Annotated in this window: 14 protein-coding genes; 3 read left to right on the top strand and 11 right to left on the bottom strand. The window is 32.1% G+C overall.

Annotated elements, in window-relative coordinates:
* Window positions 1-24 precede the first annotated feature (24 nt).
* Entirely contained in the window at window positions 25-852 is an 828-nt protein-coding gene (locus WDZ41_03705; GenBank protein ID MEX0940441.1) for a hypothetical protein, read from the bottom strand.
* 243 nt (window positions 853-1,095) lie between these two features.
* Between WDZ41_03705 and topA the strand changes: the two genes are divergently transcribed.
* Both topA and WDZ41_03695 read left to right on the top strand, forming a co-directional pair.
* Window positions 1,096-3,372: a type I DNA topoisomerase gene (topA, locus tag WDZ41_03700; protein MEX0940440.1), complete on the top strand. Its 2,277-nt coding sequence runs from the start codon at window positions 1,096-1,098 to the stop codon at window positions 3,370-3,372.
* Window positions 3,353-3,991 (top strand): FkbM family methyltransferase, encoded by a 639-nt coding sequence (locus WDZ41_03695; GenBank protein ID MEX0940439.1) that lies wholly within the window; start codon window positions 3,353-3,355, stop codon window positions 3,989-3,991. The genes topA and WDZ41_03695 overlap by 20 nt, the downstream gene beginning before the upstream one ends.
* A 14-nt stretch (window positions 3,992-4,005) precedes the next feature.
* On the opposite strand, the gene WDZ41_03690 is transcribed toward WDZ41_03695, so the two are convergent.
* The 5 genes from WDZ41_03690 to WDZ41_03670 form a co-directional block, all read right to left on the bottom strand.
* Window positions 4,006-4,614: a hypothetical protein gene (locus WDZ41_03690; GenBank protein ID MEX0940438.1), complete on the bottom strand. Its 609-nt coding sequence runs from the start codon at window positions 4,612-4,614 to the stop codon at window positions 4,006-4,008.
* A 375-nt stretch (window positions 4,615-4,989) separates the two neighbouring features.
* Window positions 4,990-5,616 (bottom strand): hypothetical protein, encoded by a 627-nt coding sequence (locus WDZ41_03685; protein MEX0940437.1) that lies wholly within the window; start codon window positions 5,614-5,616, stop codon window positions 4,990-4,992.
* Window positions 5,617-5,621: 5 nt separating this feature from the next.
* Entirely contained in the window at window positions 5,622-6,257 is a 636-nt protein-coding gene (locus tag WDZ41_03680; GenBank protein MEX0940436.1) for a hypothetical protein, read from the bottom strand.
* A 50-nt stretch (window positions 6,258-6,307) separates the two neighbouring features.
* Window positions 6,308-6,949 (bottom strand): hypothetical protein, encoded by a 642-nt coding sequence (locus WDZ41_03675; GenBank protein ID MEX0940435.1) that lies wholly within the window; start codon window positions 6,947-6,949, stop codon window positions 6,308-6,310.
* Window positions 6,950-6,952: 3 nt separating this feature from the next.
* Window positions 6,953-8,911, bottom strand: coding sequence for a hypothetical protein (locus tag WDZ41_03670; GenBank protein ID MEX0940434.1), 1,959 nt, complete (start codon window positions 8,909-8,911; stop codon window positions 6,953-6,955).
* A gap of 597 nt (window positions 8,912-9,508) precedes the next feature.
* On the opposite strand from WDZ41_03670, the gene WDZ41_03665 reads away from it, so the two are divergent.
* Window positions 9,509-10,099: a hypothetical protein gene (locus tag WDZ41_03665; GenBank protein ID MEX0940433.1), complete on the top strand. Its 591-nt coding sequence runs from the start codon at window positions 9,509-9,511 to the stop codon at window positions 10,097-10,099.
* Here WDZ41_03665 and WDZ41_03660 read toward each other — a convergent pair whose 3' ends face one another.
* The 5 genes from WDZ41_03660 to WDZ41_03640 form a co-directional block, all read right to left on the bottom strand.
* Window positions 10,100-11,986 carry a heparinase II/III family protein gene (locus WDZ41_03660; GenBank protein ID MEX0940432.1) on the bottom strand — a complete coding sequence of 629 codons (1,887 nt, stop codon included), beginning with the start codon at window positions 11,984-11,986 and terminating at the stop codon, window positions 10,100-10,102.
* A 106-nt stretch (window positions 11,987-12,092) separates the two neighbouring features.
* Complete coding sequence (locus WDZ41_03655) at window positions 12,093-13,367, bottom strand: right-handed parallel beta-helix repeat-containing protein (protein MEX0940431.1); 1,275 nt, start codon at window positions 13,365-13,367, stop codon at window positions 12,093-12,095.
* A gap of 50 nt (window positions 13,368-13,417) precedes the next feature.
* Complete coding sequence (locus tag WDZ41_03650) at window positions 13,418-14,698, bottom strand: right-handed parallel beta-helix repeat-containing protein (GenBank protein MEX0940430.1); 1,281 nt, start codon at window positions 14,696-14,698, stop codon at window positions 13,418-13,420.
* Window positions 14,699-14,705: 7 nt separating this feature from the next.
* Complete coding sequence (locus WDZ41_03645; GenBank protein MEX0940429.1) at window positions 14,706-16,013, bottom strand: hypothetical protein; 1,308 nt, start codon at window positions 16,011-16,013, stop codon at window positions 14,706-14,708.
* Between the two features lie 7 nt (window positions 16,014-16,020).
* Window positions 16,021-18,235 (bottom strand): hypothetical protein (locus tag WDZ41_03640; GenBank protein MEX0940428.1); only part of this gene is annotated, 2,215 nt, incomplete at its 5' end.

Below are 18,235 nucleotides of genomic sequence, written 5' to 3'. Positions count from 1 at the left end.
AATAATTCCCAGATTTAATCTTATTTATTTAATCCTCACAAAAAGATCGTAATCTTCATGTGCTTTTTTGGTGTAAATAATGCTAAAACATGATGCAACTAATATATAATAAACAAAAAATAACACTTTATTAATAAGGTATTGTAATCCGAATGGTATAGATAGATATGAAAATAAAATAAATAATGGATAAGCAACTAAAAAACCAATCAATATGAAAAAAAACATTAAAATTAATGAAAGTGGGTACGTATAAAATGCCATCCTAACTCCACGAATAATAGCGTTTAACGCACCAACCAAACCACCTGCTGAATCAAAATAAAAAAAACCAATATATAAAAAAAGTGGCGATGGTAAAAAAACAAATAAACTAATATCTTCAAATAAAAACAAAAAGCGTTCTATTAAAAGAACAACAAACTTCGATTGAAAAATCATGTATAAAATTACGGTTGTAAACCATTGAACAATAGCAATGCTAAAAAGTATAAGTAATAGCATAAAAAAGCTCGAAATATAACGGGAAAAGTATTTACAATTCTTCAACGATAATGAAGGCCGTACTACAAGAAATACAAAACAAACAAGAATATAATCGATAGCACCAATAAAATATGGTGATAAAAAAAAGTCCGCATATTCTCCAAAAACAGCTTGGGTCATCCAAACAAAAGGAACAATAAGGAGCACCCACCCAAATTTTTTAAAAAAATTTTTAGCAGCTTTTACAAAAGCATTTAGGCTCGCCAAAACAAACTGCTTTCCTTTTTCTGGGCTAAATATTAATAAAGAACTTGCCCACTGTTGACCAACGGTACCAAACCAAGAAAATAGTCCTTGAAAACTCATATGGATCCTTTCTTTATCTCTTGGCTCATATTACCTTCTTGCTTGACAGTCGGCAAGCTTTTCCTTTATAAGTAGAAAATCATCAAGAAGATGCCTCAACAAAATATTCTAAAATGAATTTTGCACCAAGTTTGACTTTTTGTAAATTTTTATTTTACTATAATTATTGAGTGCGCTAATATAGCCAGAGAAGTTTATTCAGCTATAATTTAAATAATAAAGGTTAAAATCAGCAAAAAAGCCATGAAAAAGCTATTAATTGTAGAATCACCGGCAAAAATCAAAACCATCTCTAAATTTTTAGGGAAGGATTTCAAGATAATGTCCACAGTAGGACATATTAAGGATCTTCCTCCTAAAAAGATTGGCGTTACCGTCAATGATGGCATTGATATTGAATATACCGTGCTTGAAAACAAAGATAAAATTATTGCTGATATCTGTAAAGAAGCACAAAAAGCTGATTTAGTATACCTTGCTCCCGATCCTGATAGAGAAGGAGAAATTATTGCTTGGCATATTGGCCAAGAAATTGAAAAAGTTTTTAAAAATAAAGATCAGATTTACCGTATCTGGTTTAATGAAATCACTAAACCAGCGATAACTGAAGCTTTAGAGCATCCTTCAAGTGTTGATATGCAAAAAGTAGCTGCTCAGCAAGCACGCCGTGTTCTTGATCGCTGGGTAGGTTATGAAGTCTCTCCTGTTTTATGGAAAAAAATAGCCAAGGGGCTTTCAGCTGGCCGTGTTCAATCAGTTGCTCTCAAGCTCATTTGCGACCGTGAATTAGAAATTCGTGCTTTTAAACCAAAAGAATATTGGTCAATTGAAGGTACTTTTAAGCATAACAAATCAACGTTTGCCGCCCTACTCACTCAAATAAATAAGAAAAAAATTGATATAAAAAATGAAAAACAAACAAAGGAAATTCTTTCTCAACTGCCAAAAGTATCCTTTGTTATTGATAAAATTGAAGATAAAGAACGAATAAAAAAGGCTGCACCGCCATTTATGACAAGTACTTTGCAACAAGCAGCATATAACCAACTTGGATTTACGGTTAAAAAAACTATGCAACTTGCGCAAAATTTATATGAGGGTATTCCATTAGAAGATCCTCAAACACCCGTTGCTTTAATTACCTATATGCGTACTGATTCATTACGGCTTTCTGATACTGCCATTAAACAAGCGCGGTCTTATATTGATAAAACTTTTGGTGGCAAATATTTACCTTCAAAAGCACAAAATTACACAAAAGCTAAAGGTAAAGCGCAAGATGCCCATGAAGCAATTCGTCCTATTGATACGCAATTAAGCCCTGAATATGTAAAAAAATTTATTTCTGCTGATGCTGCAAAATTATATGAACTTATTTGGAAGCGCTTTGTTGCATGCCAAATGAATCCAGCACAATATGCACAACGGCAAGTAACTATTCAAGGCGATAAATTTACATTTAAAGTTACAGGTTCAACTCTTATTTTTGATGGCTTTTTAAAAGTATATAGCGCTGTGGAAGAAGATGATCAAGAAGAGAAAACGGTTAAATTACCCAAAGATTTAAAAGAAAAAGATCCGGTTGATTTAATTAAAACAGATCCAAAGCAACATTTTACTCAACCACCTGCACGATTTACTGAAGCATCTTTAGTTAAAGCATTAGAAAAAGAGGGCATCGGCAGACCGAGTACCTATGCCACGATTTTAAATACCATTCGTGCACGGGCATATACCACACTTGAAAAAAAGAAATTTATGCCAACAGAGTTAGGCATGACAGTAACAAAACTATTAACTGAAAATCTTCCTAAAATAATGGATTTAAAATTCACCGCGCACATGGAAGAAGATCTTGATAAAATTGCACAAGGCCAACTTGATCGTGATACTTTACTTAAAGAATTTTATAAAGAATTTCAGCAAGACCTTGAAGCTTTCAGAGGCGAAAAAGGCAAAAAACATGCTGAGCCAACTGATATCACATGCCCGAAATGCAAAAAAAATAAGCTTGCCATTCGTATTTCGCGCACTGGCCCATTCTTAGGCTGCTTAGATTATCCAGAATGCAAATTCACGAGCAATTTTAAACGGTTAGAAGATGGCACCATCCAAATGGTAAAAACAGAATCACCAGAATTGCTTGATGAAATTTGCCCAAAATGTAATAAAAATAAACTCCGTAAAATGGTTGGCAAATTTGGGCCATTTATTGCCTGCTCTGGTTACCCAGAATGTAAATATATCCAACAAACAAAAGCAAAATTCAAATGCCCGCTTGATAAAGGCGAAGTAGTCAGAAAACAATGGAAAGGTAATATTTTTTGGGGATGCGCAAACTATCCAAAATGTAAATTTGTAGTATTTGGTGACATTCAAGAAACAAAATGCCCTTCATGCGGCCTTCCCTTTTTAATCAAAAAAGTGGATAAACAAGGCAATCGAATTTTAATGTGTTCTAACAAAGAATGTGGTTATAAAGTTGTACAAGAAAACAATAATGAACCAGCAGAAGCCTAAACAATTCTCACGTGAATTACTCAAAACATTACTTCCTGAAGACGCAATAATCATTGAAGCTGGCGCCCACATAGGCCGAGATACATTAAAATTAAGCACACTTTTTCCGAACGGTACTATTCACGCGTTTGAACCCGTTCCTTATTTATTTGCAGAATTAAAAAAAGCTACCGAAAATAGAAAAAATATTCATTGTTATAATTATGCATTGAGTAATAAAACTGGCACTGAAATAATGTTTGTGAGCAGTGAACAATGCACGGCATTAAGTTCTTTATTAAAACCAGCTGAAATTGCGCAAGAAAAACCCGATATATCTTTTATTCCTACAACAGTTAATACCATCACACTTGATGATTGGACACAAAAATATAATATTGATCATGTCGATTTTCTTTGGCTTGATTTACAAGGCCATGAATTAACAGCGTTACAAGCGGCCCCCAATATATTAAAAACAGCAAAAGCGTTACTTATAGAAGTTTCATTAACTGAACGATACAAAGAAAACCCATTGTATCCTCAAGTCAAAACATGGCTCGAAAAACAAGGGTTTTCAGTGTATATCGAAAATTTACATCATAATACATGGGGCAATGTTTTATTTGTGAAAAACTAGGCATTAATAATTTTTTACATGCCTCTACCTAAATAATGCATCCAAAACAAAGTATAAAAAGATGGTTTACCATTGCTCCGAACACGACATAAAAAATAATGTGTTGCAGCAAGAGTCGTTATTGCTGCATGCATTTTAAATTCAAATGACTCAGGGCCCATTCTATAATAAGCAAATGGTAAAAAAACTATTGCACTTATTAATGCATAAAGCCTCGTCTTATAAGATAAATATAATTGATGCCAAGGAGTTTCAAAATGATCACTTGCATACCAACCTATATCCTGGATTTGATCTTTAAATCCTTCTGAAAAAACTTTTTCATATACAATTGATGACCATTTGCTCAATCGTTTTCTTAATTCTTTAGATGTTAATTCAGGAATTTTAAGCAATTTTTTTCTTACAGGAGTATTTTCATAATCACTTTTTGTAAATTTTTGCTTAAAACTTATAGAATTCCCTTGTAATATATTTGGTGAACTATCAACTCGAGCTAATATTTTAGTTTTTCTTTTTAATTCTGGTAAGCTACTAGCGCGAATTAATGTTTTATGCTTTCCTTCCATACACAAATTAACATGTGATGAAAAGAACAAAGCAATCAATATTATTAAGACCATTTTTTTTCTTTCTTATTCAAATTTTTGCCTATTTCTTCTTGTTGCTTACTAAATTCTTTTTCACTATCTAAATCAAATAAAACAATAGGCTCATTATTATTGTTAATATTATTGGTATCTTGATTTCCTATTATTTGCTGCGCAGAAATAATCGAATTACCTTCTTCATCTAGGTTTCACCATATCTTTTATTAATATCAAGCCATAATGCAAACGATTCTTTTGGAGAATTTTCAAATTTTTTCGAATACCCTTCAAATCTAAATAATGCGTTATCTGCAACATGCCCAAGATAATGTCAAAATAATCACTGCTTATATTCTCTTGTTTAAAATCTTATAAGCAAAAAAGCTATAAGAATGGCACTATTTTATATTACCATTTCTCAAGAAAAATAGCGCCAAAAGAATAAGCTAGATGAGATCCAAAAATAGCAAATCCAATAATAGGAGCAATATCAGGAGAAATCGAATCAGAATATTTTCTCATACAATCGTATACTCCAAGTGCTACAAAAGGTACAATTCCAATTGATACAACATAAAGTCCAACCATCCGAAATATATAAGTTCCTGGAGTTTTATAACGTGGCTTAATATATAATCTAGTAAAAACATACCTAAAAAATCTACTTGGTTCCCTGAAGGGTTTAATTATTGGCTTTAATATTTTTGGAATTGGAAATTTCCTCCTAGGATTTAGCCTTTTAGCGAATTTTCCTTGACTATCAGAAAAACCCTTTTCCTTCTGAAGCTGTGCTAATTTTTCATGCAAGAAATTTTCAGCTCTTTCTTTTACATTAGTTGAATTATTTGTTTTATGTACATTTTCAAGAATTTTTTCTTGATTTTTTCGGTTAGCATTTATGCTTTCCCTTGGTAATCTATCCGGCAAACTATTAGCCCGTACTCGTGACCGAATTAACTCCTTAGGAATTTCTTCCATACACAAATTAACATGTGAAGAAAATAACAAAGTAATAAATATTGTCAAAACAACCATTTATATTACCATTTATCCATAAATGCTCCAACTGTATAAGCTAGATGAGACCCATAAATTATAAACCCAAAATTTGAAAATTCAAAAGGAGTAACTTGCCAAGGAGAAATTGATCCGGGTCTGTATTTTTCCATCAGATACTCTCCCGCTACTACTATAAGAGGTACAATTAAAATTGATACAACTAAAAGGCTACCACTTCGAAGCCACCTCGCAATATTATCATTATAAGGTTGTTTAGTATATAACCTTTTTAAAACCTCCCCAAAAAATCTAGCCGGTTTTTTAAAGGGTTTAGTTATTGGCTTTAATATTTTTGGAATTGGAAATTTCCTTCTAGGATTTATCGTTTTAGCGAATCTTCTTTGACTCTCAGAAAATCCCTCTTCCTTCTGAAGCTGTGCTGATTTTTCATGCAAAGAATTTCCAGCACTTTTTTCTACACCAGTTGGATAATTTTTTTCATGTATATTTTTAAGCGTTTCTTTTGGATTTTTTCGATTAAAATTTATGATTTCATCTTGTAAATCCCTTGGTAATCTATTAATTTGAGCTTCATAAGATGTTAATTTATTTCCTTCCATGCAAAAATTAGCGCCTGAAGAAAATAACAAGGTAATAAATATTGTCAAAACAATCATTTTTTTACTTTCTCATTTAAAACCAATAAAATAAACACTATTTTTTTATATTAGCATTTCTCAAAAAGTGCGCCGAACGTATAGGCTAGATGAGTCCCAAAAAGTCCAACACTAAAAGCAGGGGCCAATGCTGGGGAAATTGAATCAGAACCATATTTTTGTAACAAATAACTTCCTGCAAATGATATAGGATATATAATAATAATAGATATAACCGAAAGTCCCAAAAAACGAAGCATCGATGCTATTGGATCATGAGAAGTAGGCTTAGTATAAGCGCTAACTGCCATTTGAATAAAAAGATTATTTTTAAATCTTTCAATTCGTTCTCTTAATATTTTTGGAAGACACGATTGCTTCCTAGGATTAAACATTTCACCTCTTATTCTTTCCGTTTCAGAAAAAACTCTCTCATTTTGAAGTTGTGCTAATTTTTCACTTGAAAATTTTTCTTCTGCCTTGGTTTGACAATTTGTTTCAAGTATACTTTTTTTATTATCAATCTGATTATGTTTTTCATTGTTTAGAGAATTTTGAATTATTTCTTCTTGGTTTTCATGCCCAAATTTTGCATTTTTTTCAAGGCATAGCCTCTTCAATTGAGCTTCATAAGATATTAATTTATTTCCTTCCATGCAAAAGTTAATGCCTGAAGAAAATAACAAAGTAATAAATATTGTCAAAATAATCATTGCTTATGCTTTCTTATTTAAAGTTTTGCTGATTTCTTCTTGCTGCCGACTAAATTCTTTTTCACTATCTAAATCAAATAAAACAATATTATTGTTATTAATATCTTGATTTCCTATTATTTGCGCAGAAGTAATTAAATTACCTTTTTCATCTATATTTTCACCATATCTCTTATTGATATTATCCAGCCATAATACAAACGATTCTTCTGGAGAGTTTTCAAACTTTTTTGAATTTCCTTCAAATCTAAATAATGCGTTATTAGCTATATGCCCAGGATAATGTTTTTCTAATCTTTCTTCAATTTCTGGTAAAAATTGAATGACATCAGTTACTTCTTTATGTTTTAATGATTTCCCATCTAAGCCAATCTGAATTCCAATCATTTTTTTATCAGCCTGATTAGGGAAAATATTAGAATGATTCAATGGTCTATTCATTAATGTACTTGCTAATGGTAAAGCAACGAGCGTACCCCCTATAGCCATTGTTACAATAACACCCCCTAAAATTGCCGCCGATTTTGCATTCATAGCCAAATCTAAAGATTTTAAACGTTGACTAGTAACACCGACAACAAAACTTGCTCCTTGCACAGCCCCGACTCTAACAGTTTTCAATGTAGGATATAAAACTTTCTCAGGAATTCTTCCTAATCTTGTTGTCCAATCATTAGGGCCATGCAAATATATTAAATTGTCAAAGTTTATGGGCTGATTAAATGGTTCATCTGGACGGATGGGGCATGCAAAATATGTTAATGAATTAATGCTTTTACCTAATTTGCCATTATTTGTTCTAATCTCTTCTAGTTTATGCGTCATATTACTAATCATAGTACATCCATGGCTATGTCCAAGACACCAAATAAATGCATTAGGATATTTATCTATTTTTTTATCTAAAATCTTAGCAAGTGCCTCTGATGCTAATTGTCTTCCCTCTTCTTCTTGTAAAGCACCATTCCATTGAAAAGATAACAAATGCAATATTTTGTTTTCTTTTTCAGCACGCTTTTCACCACATCTTTTAAAATATTGATAATTTTTTTCTATTGGATTCGTATCATCATAAAACCCTGATTCCTCATGAGATGTTGTTCCATGGATTACTACCATGATGATAACATCAGCATCTTTACCAACTCCTTTTGGTCGGTAAATATCTTTTCTGCGAATTTCCCCTGCTTTAACACCACCATTAAGAACACTTAAACCATTATAAATATAACTATAACCTTTATTAATAACTCCCTTGTTAAATCTATTTACCCATCCTTCTTTTTTTTCTTTGTATTTTTGATTAAATAAATATTGCTTCCACTGTTTTTCAGGTCTAATATTCTCATTATTTGCTTGCCGATTTATCTTTATTTCTTCTTTTAATTTTTGTTGTTCTTCTTTTAGCTGGCGTTCTAGCGCAATTTTTTTGAACACCGCATCCATTAAAGGATTAGAGGTTGAAGGAAATTTATCAGCAATAAATCCACAAGACATATCATCCGGATCATAAATTTGATCATAGATCATGGTACCTGTTTCATCTTTAGGAACTTTGGGCATTTCTATATTATTTTCTGGATTATATATTACTTGCCTTAAATTTTTTATCTTTATTTCTATTGCTTTTAATTGTTTTACTTTTTCTTGTATAATCTTGATTCTTTCAAGATTCTTATCAATTTTTCCAGAATATTCTAAAGCCTCACTTTTAAATTGATTTAACATTTCATTACTATTAATTTGATTATTTAAAACACGGTGGTGACTTATATGAGCATCAAATAGATGCTTCCCGGTTACTACTTCTGGTAGATAAAGATGTGGCTGCATAGACTGTAAGGTCTGCATTCCGCTTCTTTTGGCAAAATTTATAACACTACCACTTTCCATAGAAAATATATGGTGCATATTTGCAAACAAAATGATATTGGCAACTAAAATAACTAACTTTTTTTGCATGAAATCTCCTAATGGCTCATACTTTTTTTGAAACTTATTACTTGCAATCTAAATAGTTAAAACGTGATATAAAACTTAAAGAAATATTTTTGAAAAATGAGGAATAGATATGAAAAAAAATATTGAAGCAGTAAACATATAGTTACCTCTTAGCTTGTAAGCAATATTAATATTTTGATGTTTGAATATTTTTAAATAACTTTTTATTATCTTTTATTTTCCTGTAGCTGATAACAAAAATTACTTAAAGAAATTAGTAAGTAAAAAGCAATAACGCTAATTGCATAACATTGATGTAGTCTCCCTATTGCCATTTGTTAATTTTTGATAATTTTCAAGACATGAGAAATAGGTAGATTATACAATTTTTAAACAAAATCAATCATTAATTTACAATCAATGAAAAATATCATCATTACATTACTTTTAAAAAATGATTACAAAATTTACAAAAAATTACTTAATGAAATGCAAAAATTTAATTAGTTATTGAAAACAATAGGCATGCTCTTGCATATTTTCTTTTTTGCTTGTAATAATTAATAATACATTATTAAAACTTGATAATATTTTAGATAAAAAAAGACGAAATTAACTATGAAAAAAATGATTTTATTCACTCTCTTTTTAATTATTTTTTCTAATCAATTAAAATGCATGAATAACTCTAATCTTTCAAGCAATACAGCTTCCGGAAAAGAAGAATTTTTGGATCCTGAAGATCCTTTGTTTATGCTTGATAATAACTGCCCTCTAGCGAAAAAAATAAATCAACAGTTGCTTAATCCAAATATTGAACAGGCAGATTATAATAAGAAATTTTTAAATATCGTATATAAAGAAATATTTCCTCAAGCAAAATATCAGTATCACTCAGAAAATCTCTTACAACCTTTTATTGATACACTGAGTGAACGTGATGAGAAAAATAAGAAAGAAATCATTGGCAACTTATATCCTATTTTATTTGAAGAACAAATACCAGTGGATGCAAATAGTGAAATACTTATGACTGACTTAAAAACTCGTTTTCAACAAAAAAATATTTCTCATCAAGAATTTCTTAAAACAATTGATCAAAAGATAAAAGAACAGCAAAAACGCGTTAGTACTGCATTTGCTGAAGGTATTCTAACTTGTTTAGCCGTTGTCTGTATTTTCTGGATAAAAAGTTATTTTTCTAAATAATCAAAGCAACTCAATTTTAATAACAACTTCATCAAAAGAAAATAATTTTACTGCTTGCAAGCGCTGCGTATTTTCCTTATGGCCATAAGCAGATGAATAAAAACCATCCTGCATAGAAAAATCGATATTTGCAGTAAACTTTGCAAATGGTTTTCTGCTATAAAATAATACCCATGAACTTTGTTGTTTTTGCGCTGAAATATACGGCGCCAATGTAAAGTTCCAAGCACTTTTTAAATTTTTTTCTTGATATGCCTTTGATTTTTCCCATTGATCAAAAATAATTAAGGAATTTTGCAATTCATCAAAAATAATCTTGCGGTGCGCTTGTAAGCCTAACAATTGATATAAATTATGAACTGTATTCAATTCGTTTTCAGTTTCATGCATTTCTAAATTATTTTCTGGTAAATCTAAGCAAAACAACTGTTCATCCAATGTTATTGGTTCAATTCCTTCTACATAAAAAGTATTATGAACATTCACTGATCGGAATCGGTTACGCCAAATTGCAGATGGTGTATATACATAGCTTCCGGGATCAACAAAAATATCAATACCATTGATTGCTAGTGTAATGCTACCAATATCGTTATGAAAATGGCCAGAAGGTTGCATTTTTTTATAAGCATGTTGACGCAATGAAATATGCCATTGCGGTGTTTTTATGATTGATAAACCAAATTCCGGAAAATGTTGTGTCGTAAGGCGTCTATCGTTTTTCATATTATCAATCAACGATTGCTCAATGCCTAAAAGTATTTTTCCTGAATCATTATCACCAATCTGAATAAGATTACCGCCATATGGCGTACACCAATCTAAAAAGATAAACATTTTCTTTAATTTTTTATGAAATGAATCTGATAATTGAAACCCAAGCTCTTGCGCAATAATTGAAAATAAATAAAAAATTTCAGTAACTAATTTATGATAGTAAGTAGAACCCTCATAATCAGAACCTTCATCAAAAACTTGTTTATCAAATTCTTTTAACATTTCTTGATAACACCAATTTGTTTTCTGTTCAATCCCTTGCAACGATTGGAAAAAATAACATAAATAAAAGTAGCCAATTAAATCAGAAAGATAATGATTAGAAGTCCGTGAATCATACACTTCCCAATTATTTTCTAGATAAATCATATGATCATACAATGAACAAATAAATTGTTGCCAAAATTCATCTTTAATTTCAGCATCTTTAAAAAAATAAAACCCATATATTAAATTAATTGCACGAATGCCCACATCCATCGGGCAAACCCAATTTGGCCCTAATAAATAAAAATTTTCTTTGAGCCAATCTTCAATTAAATACATAAAACTATCAGCATATTTTTGTTCATGCGTAGTTGCATAACTTTTACCCAATGCATATAAAAACTGAAAGCGCGATAGTTCCCACGGTAATTTAATATCTTTTACTTTTTTTTCTGTTTTTCCCGATTCAATTTTTATTTCTTGATAAAAAAGGTCTTTATCAAAATAAGTTTCCGCAGAAGAATCTTTATATGTAAGACGAAAATCAGCATGCCACGGCATTTGCTCAAATTTTTGCAATCCTGAGCCTAAAAGATCAAAAGATTTATGAACCGTTTCTTCAGATATTTTACTTAATTCATTTTCTGATACTTGGAAAAAATATGTATCATCTAAATGCTTAAAAGGTAACGTTTTTAATAATTGAAAAAAGTTGAAAAAAGATGTGTGTTTATATTTTTTTGCCAAATTATGCCATTGCGTATGGGCTTTTTTTTGCTGAGCGCGATGTTTAATATAATAATAGAATGCAGCTGTTTTTAAGCGATTTTGTATAACTAAAAAACTGTTATATGGCCCCAACTGCCAACATTTTTTTGCATAACGATATAATTTGGATTCCATTATTATTCTTTCATACATATTTTTGGCAAGTAATTTTAATATGTATAAACAAATAAAAAAAGGCGAGAAAAATTTCTCGCCTTATAAAAGCTTTAATAAAAATAATTTATGGTCCAACCGTAAATTCAATATTAAAATATTTGCTTATATCAGCAATTGCAGAAAAATCGCCCACTTGAGCGGTTACAACAGGAAAAGTTCCCATAGTTCGCGTGACATTAAAGCCACCAGATGTATTATTAAATGCACTATTGCCTGCAATTAAATTCGTTGTATTTGTTACCGTATCACGTAATCCATAGCCAGTTAAACCAGTATTGCTATTAAGTTGATTGCAAGAAATATCACATTGTTGGGCAGTATCAAGAAAAATTCCTAATCCTTCGCCTGATGCACCACCATTATTTCCACGACTTTCTGATCTAAAAATTGATGAACGTAATTCATTATTCCTAAATGCAAATCCTGCTGCGCGAACGTCGCCAATATTATTTTGTGAAAGACACTGAATAAATAAATTACCATTACCAGCGTTACTTTCAAAACCAAATGCTTGGGCCAATAAATTAGTATTATGTTTTGATAAACAATTTTCTAAATTACTGTGAGTCGATTGATCAAGTAAAAAACCTGCTGCTCTACTGGTGCTTGCGGCATCTCGTGCAACCGTATTTAAAACATCACAATCTTCAATTGTCGTCCATTGTGATTGAATAACGGCAATACCAACTCCTAATTGATCACCACCATTGGCAACTGCTTGGCAATTACTCATTCTGCACACCCGACAAAACTCCAAACTCGCCCCAAAACCATTTGCAGTAGTTCCTGCATCATTTGCTTGGAAAATTACATTGTCAATCGAAATGTTTTCACTTTCAATCAATCGCAATCCATAAGCCGCATTAGCATCAGCACCAGTACACGAATCAATAAAACAGTTGGTAATCAATCCATTTGTAATACTATTGGCAACTGTTCCTTCAAATAATATTCCACCTTCATCACAATCGACTATTTCAATATTTTCAATATTAATATTGCTACAGCCCTCTAAAACATTTATTCCTTTACCCGTTAATGAACGAATTGTGGCGTTTCTGATAGTAATGTTATTTAAGCCGCAATTAACTCGTATCCCAGTCAAACCACCAACCTGATTACCGGCTGTTTGAAACAAAATACCATTATGAAAATCAACAATTACATCACTACTATCTATGCACACGATTGCATCATTTACATCAGTAGGATCACCTTCAATATCAGAAAGATCATAAACTCCTGGTGCATCTATCGAAAAGCAAATTGACTGCGCTTGTAAAGGTATCAAAATAACATTTGTTATAATGAGTACTAATAAACATTTTTTTATAAACATATTCTCCTTTAAGTAAACATTGTTAAAAAAATATCGATCATTCCTTTTTATTATGGGCTTAAATCAAGATTATCTAAATCGCCAGCAGATAATGATGGCAAAGCTATTACCGAATTTGATAAGCTACCGATTATGGTGGGCAGTGTAATACCAATCGGGTAGGTAATGGAATAGTTTGTGCCATTATTAAAAGCTCGATTACGAATGAATAATGTTGTACTTGGATTACGATCATCCACAATACCAAAACTCGATGAAACGCCAATATTATTCATTATATCATTCTCAATAATATAGCCATTATTATTTAAAGAACCTAAGAAATGAATTCCATAAGCCGTTCCAGATGAAGTGGTTTGATTACCTGAGCTTACTGATTGCGTTATAGAAGGATTATCTTCTGCAACAATTTCAAAACCAGCTGCCTCAGTTGCTCCGGTATTCATTTGTGCAATACACCGTTTAAAAATATTGGAAGAACTTGATTGCGCGGAAAATCCTAACGCCTTTTGCTGCAAATGCGTATTTTGTATACTTTGATTTTCCTCAAATAAAATACTATTTGATTGCAACGAGCGAAAGCCGGCTGATAAAGAAGAAGCATTAGCACTGCGTGCAATGGTGTGAAACGCTCTAGAATTTTGTAAAACAACATTGTCTGAGGTCTCGATAAAAAAACCCGCGCCTATTTCATTACCACCATTTTCTCGCGCAATACAACCCTCAACTGAACCAAATGTGGAAGAAGTTATCCAAACCCCATAGCCTGAAGCAATAGTATTAGCATCATTTTGACACAAAATCGAATTTTTAATCTGAAAGTTTTGTGATTGTTCTAATTTAATACCAAATGCGGGATTAGAGTTAGCGCCAGTGCAAGATAAAATCGTTACTTGCTCAATAGAAATTTTATCGATGCCGGTTCCAGAGCTACTTCCATCAAATAAAATACCGCCCGCATCACAACTATCAACAGTAATATTTTTAATTCGAATATTTCGGCATCCATCACCAACTTGAATACCATTCCCGGTTAATCCAATAACAGCGCCATTTATTATTTCAACATCTTCAATATTCGACTGAATAGTGATGCCAGTTAACCCACCAATCATATTAGATGACGCTTGATCTAATGTATAACCTGCTAAATCTAAAATAACTCTGCTTACTTCAATACTAATAATAGTATCATTTACAATAGTTGGATTGGCAAAAATATTTGATCGATATCGATAAACTCCCGGTGAAGTGATTCTATCAGCGATCGACATTGCTGATAACCATGAATAACAATTGAAAAAAATAAATATTACTAAAAACTTTTTCATCTCGTCCTTAGGTTGGTGTTATTGCAACGTTTGACCATGGCGTATTGGCTGTATTAAGATTCCCAGTATTGAGCTGTACTTGCGAGCCAAGCGGCACGCCCATCATTTGATTGCCTGCCGTGTTACCATTATCAAAAGCAAAATTTTGTAGATAAAGATTGATCAGGCCACTTTCGTCCCGAATACCAAATGAATTGGCATCATCCAAACCAGTATTACGCAAAAAGCTATTGCGCGAAAAGCTCCAGGACTCTCCTCCTAAATCGGTTACATGTAAACCTATCGCTAATCCTTGAGAAGCTGCATTATCCACGCTAGAAGATCCGTTTATTATACTATCATTAGCCCTATTAACTCTAAAGCCAATATTGGTCCCCGTTATCGCAATATTATCTGCTGCCGCACAGCGTTCAAATATATTTGCTACAATGTCAGTAGGCGAAACAGTACCACAAATATCAAAACCAATAACATCAACTCCACCGCGTAAAACTACTGCATTACAATTATTAAAAATATTACGATTGGATCCATTTGTAACTTCAAAACCAATTATATTATTAGTTGCACTACTAGAAAGAATATTGCATGCATCTAAATTATTTCCAGTACAACTATCGGTAAGTATAAATCCCTTTAAATCATTTAATAGCGATTGATGTGATAGAATATTAAATCTCTGCACCAAACTACTTTCTGTATGAATCAGATGTAAGCAATTCAATTCTAAGCCAAAATTATTTGTCATTAAAATATTGCTAACTAAACAAGCACTAGTATCACTTAAGCAACATACATTTATTTCATCAACATTTACATTTCCTGAATTATTTATAATCGTATTATTAAAAAATATGTTATCCCCAAAACTAATTTTTATAACATTTGTTGCTGTAACAAGCGCACAAGCGCTAACCGTAAGATTTTGTAATCCAATATTGCTTATTGCTTGCGACACATCAGTTCCAGTACCACGTAATTCAATCGCCGAGCCGTTACATTGTGCAATAGTAATATCTATAAATTGTATTGATCGACATCCCTCTTCGATAATGACTCCTGATCCATTTACTCCCGCAATAGTACCATTTTTAACTGAAACACCACTCACTCCTGCTTTAATTACAATTCCATCGAAAAAGCTCGATACAACAGACTCATTCAAATCCAAAGAAACATTATTCGCTTGAATGATAACGGCATCAGTCGTTGTTTCAAGCAAATCGCCACCTAATTGAAATCTGCCGGATTGATCAATAAGAAATCCATTCAATACCGTACTCATAAAAAAAACTATCATGAAAAATAAATTCATTATATTCCTAAATTATCCGTATGTTAGAAAACTCTATATCATCACCATTCAAATTCGATATGGTGACATCACGAACTGAACCATTTGGTACACCACCAGGGCTTGATCCTGCACCCGCAGTACTAACAATTTGTGTTTGCCTTATTGGCGTTACCGGTCCATTGCGTATTGCAACATTTGAAACATATGCATTATTTTCATTCCCACCAGAATCGCTCACCGTTCTAAAACCAAATGAGCGATCATCATTAAATGCATTATTACTAGTTGCTATATTGTTAAAAAATTCACAATTTTTATTACCGGTTCCTGAAGCTCCTGAAGTACTTATATTAAAACCAGCCGTTATATTTGTTGTACCATCACCTGGAGCACGATTATAGCGTGCTTTGCATTCAATGATGCTACAAAAAGTAATGCGATCAAAATTAAAGCCGAATGCATTGGCAGTACTCACGGCAGAAATCGCTACATTATTCTCTGCCAAGCAAAAGCGTAAAATATTTCTGGTAACGCCCACTGATAGTTCAAACCCACGTAATGAACCATTCGTACTTACATTATTGAAAACACTACAATTATTACACATATTTCCTTGCACATGAGGTCCACCTTGCATGACAAAGCCTACAAAATTATTTTGAACACTATTAGTTAGTATTAAACATTCTGTGAAAATACATTCTTGACTGTTATTGATATTAAAACCTGTGAAAGTAAGTGCCATATTGCAATTGACTGCAACATTTTCGAATATACATTTGGTTGAGGTTACAATATTAACTGCAATTAACCCAGTAGTTAATGAACCATTATCATTAATACAACAATCAATAACTTTGATATCTTGCACAAATGATAATGTAAGCGCAAAATCGGCTGAAACGCTCGTGCAACATGAAGTAATATTACATTGATTAATTTCTGATTTAGTAATATCAATAGTATCAGAAGTTCCTAAAAATTCGATACCACGGATACCACAATTAAAAATAACTAAATCATCTAGTGCAATTAATTCACATGCACGATCACTGGGGGTAACACTGTTAGTACCTACCGTTATTCCTGCACGGCTAAAATCGGTTACGGAACCATTACGAATAACAACATTTCTTCTTGGATCTGCCGCAGAACCACCACGTATTCTAAACCCATCCACCCCGCTTGTTGCATTTCCCTGACTCAAACTACGATCACACATATCAATTATTACATCATCCGCTGCAATTTCGATTGCTGGCTGGCCACTAACAGGAGAAAAGACTATATTTTCAGCAAACACATAATACCCTGACGAAGTAATAATATAAGTGGTAGTACCAATATCCATTTGTGTTATGACAGTTGGAGTACAAACACCTGCAAGAATCGTTTCTAATTGTTGCGTATTAGCATCAAGTACCGTAAATGTTCCGCTAAAATCTGCATTTATTTCAGCTAAAATCGTCCAGGTTTCAAAAAACTTATCGCACAGAATCGTTTGCGTATCAAAGATATCAATTTCAATTTCATCTAAAACAGTGAATGTGGATTGGCAACAATCTAGAATTTCATCAAGCACTGTAAATACTGTACTTAAATCTACTGAAGCTGTTATCTGTAAATTATCTAGAATCGTCCAAGTTTCAAAAAACTTATCGCACAGAATCGTTTGCGTATCAAAGATATCAATTTCAATTTCATCTAAAACGGTGAATGTGGATTGGCAACAATCTAGAATTTCATCAAGCACTGTAAAAGTTCCGTTAAAATCATTATTTATTTCTGCTAAAATCGTCCAGGTTTCAAAAAACTTATCGCACAGAATCGTTTGCGTATCAAAGATATCAATTTCAATTTCATCTAAAACGGTGAATGTGGATTGGCAACAATCTAGAATTTCATCAAGCACTGTAAAAGTTCCGTTAAAATCATTATTTATTTCTGCTAAAATCGTCCAGGTTTCAAAAAACTTATCGCACAGAATCGTTTGCGTATCAAAGATATCAATTTCAATTTCATCTAAAACAGTGAATGTGGATTGGCAACAATCTAGAATTTCTTCAAGAACGGTAAATGTTCCGTTAAAATCATTATTTATTTCTGCTAAAATCGTCCAAGTTTCAAAAAACTTATCGCACAGAATCGTTTGGGTGTCAAAGATATCAATCTCTATTTCATCTAGAACAGTGAATGTGGATTGGCAACAATCTAGAATTTCATCAAGCACTGTAAATACT

Source organism: Candidatus Babeliales bacterium (assembly GCA_040879965.1).
GTDB lineage: Bacteria > Babelota > Babeliae > Babelales > JACPOV01 > JBBDJI01.
This window is presented reverse-complemented; position numbering and strand designations above follow the sequence as displayed.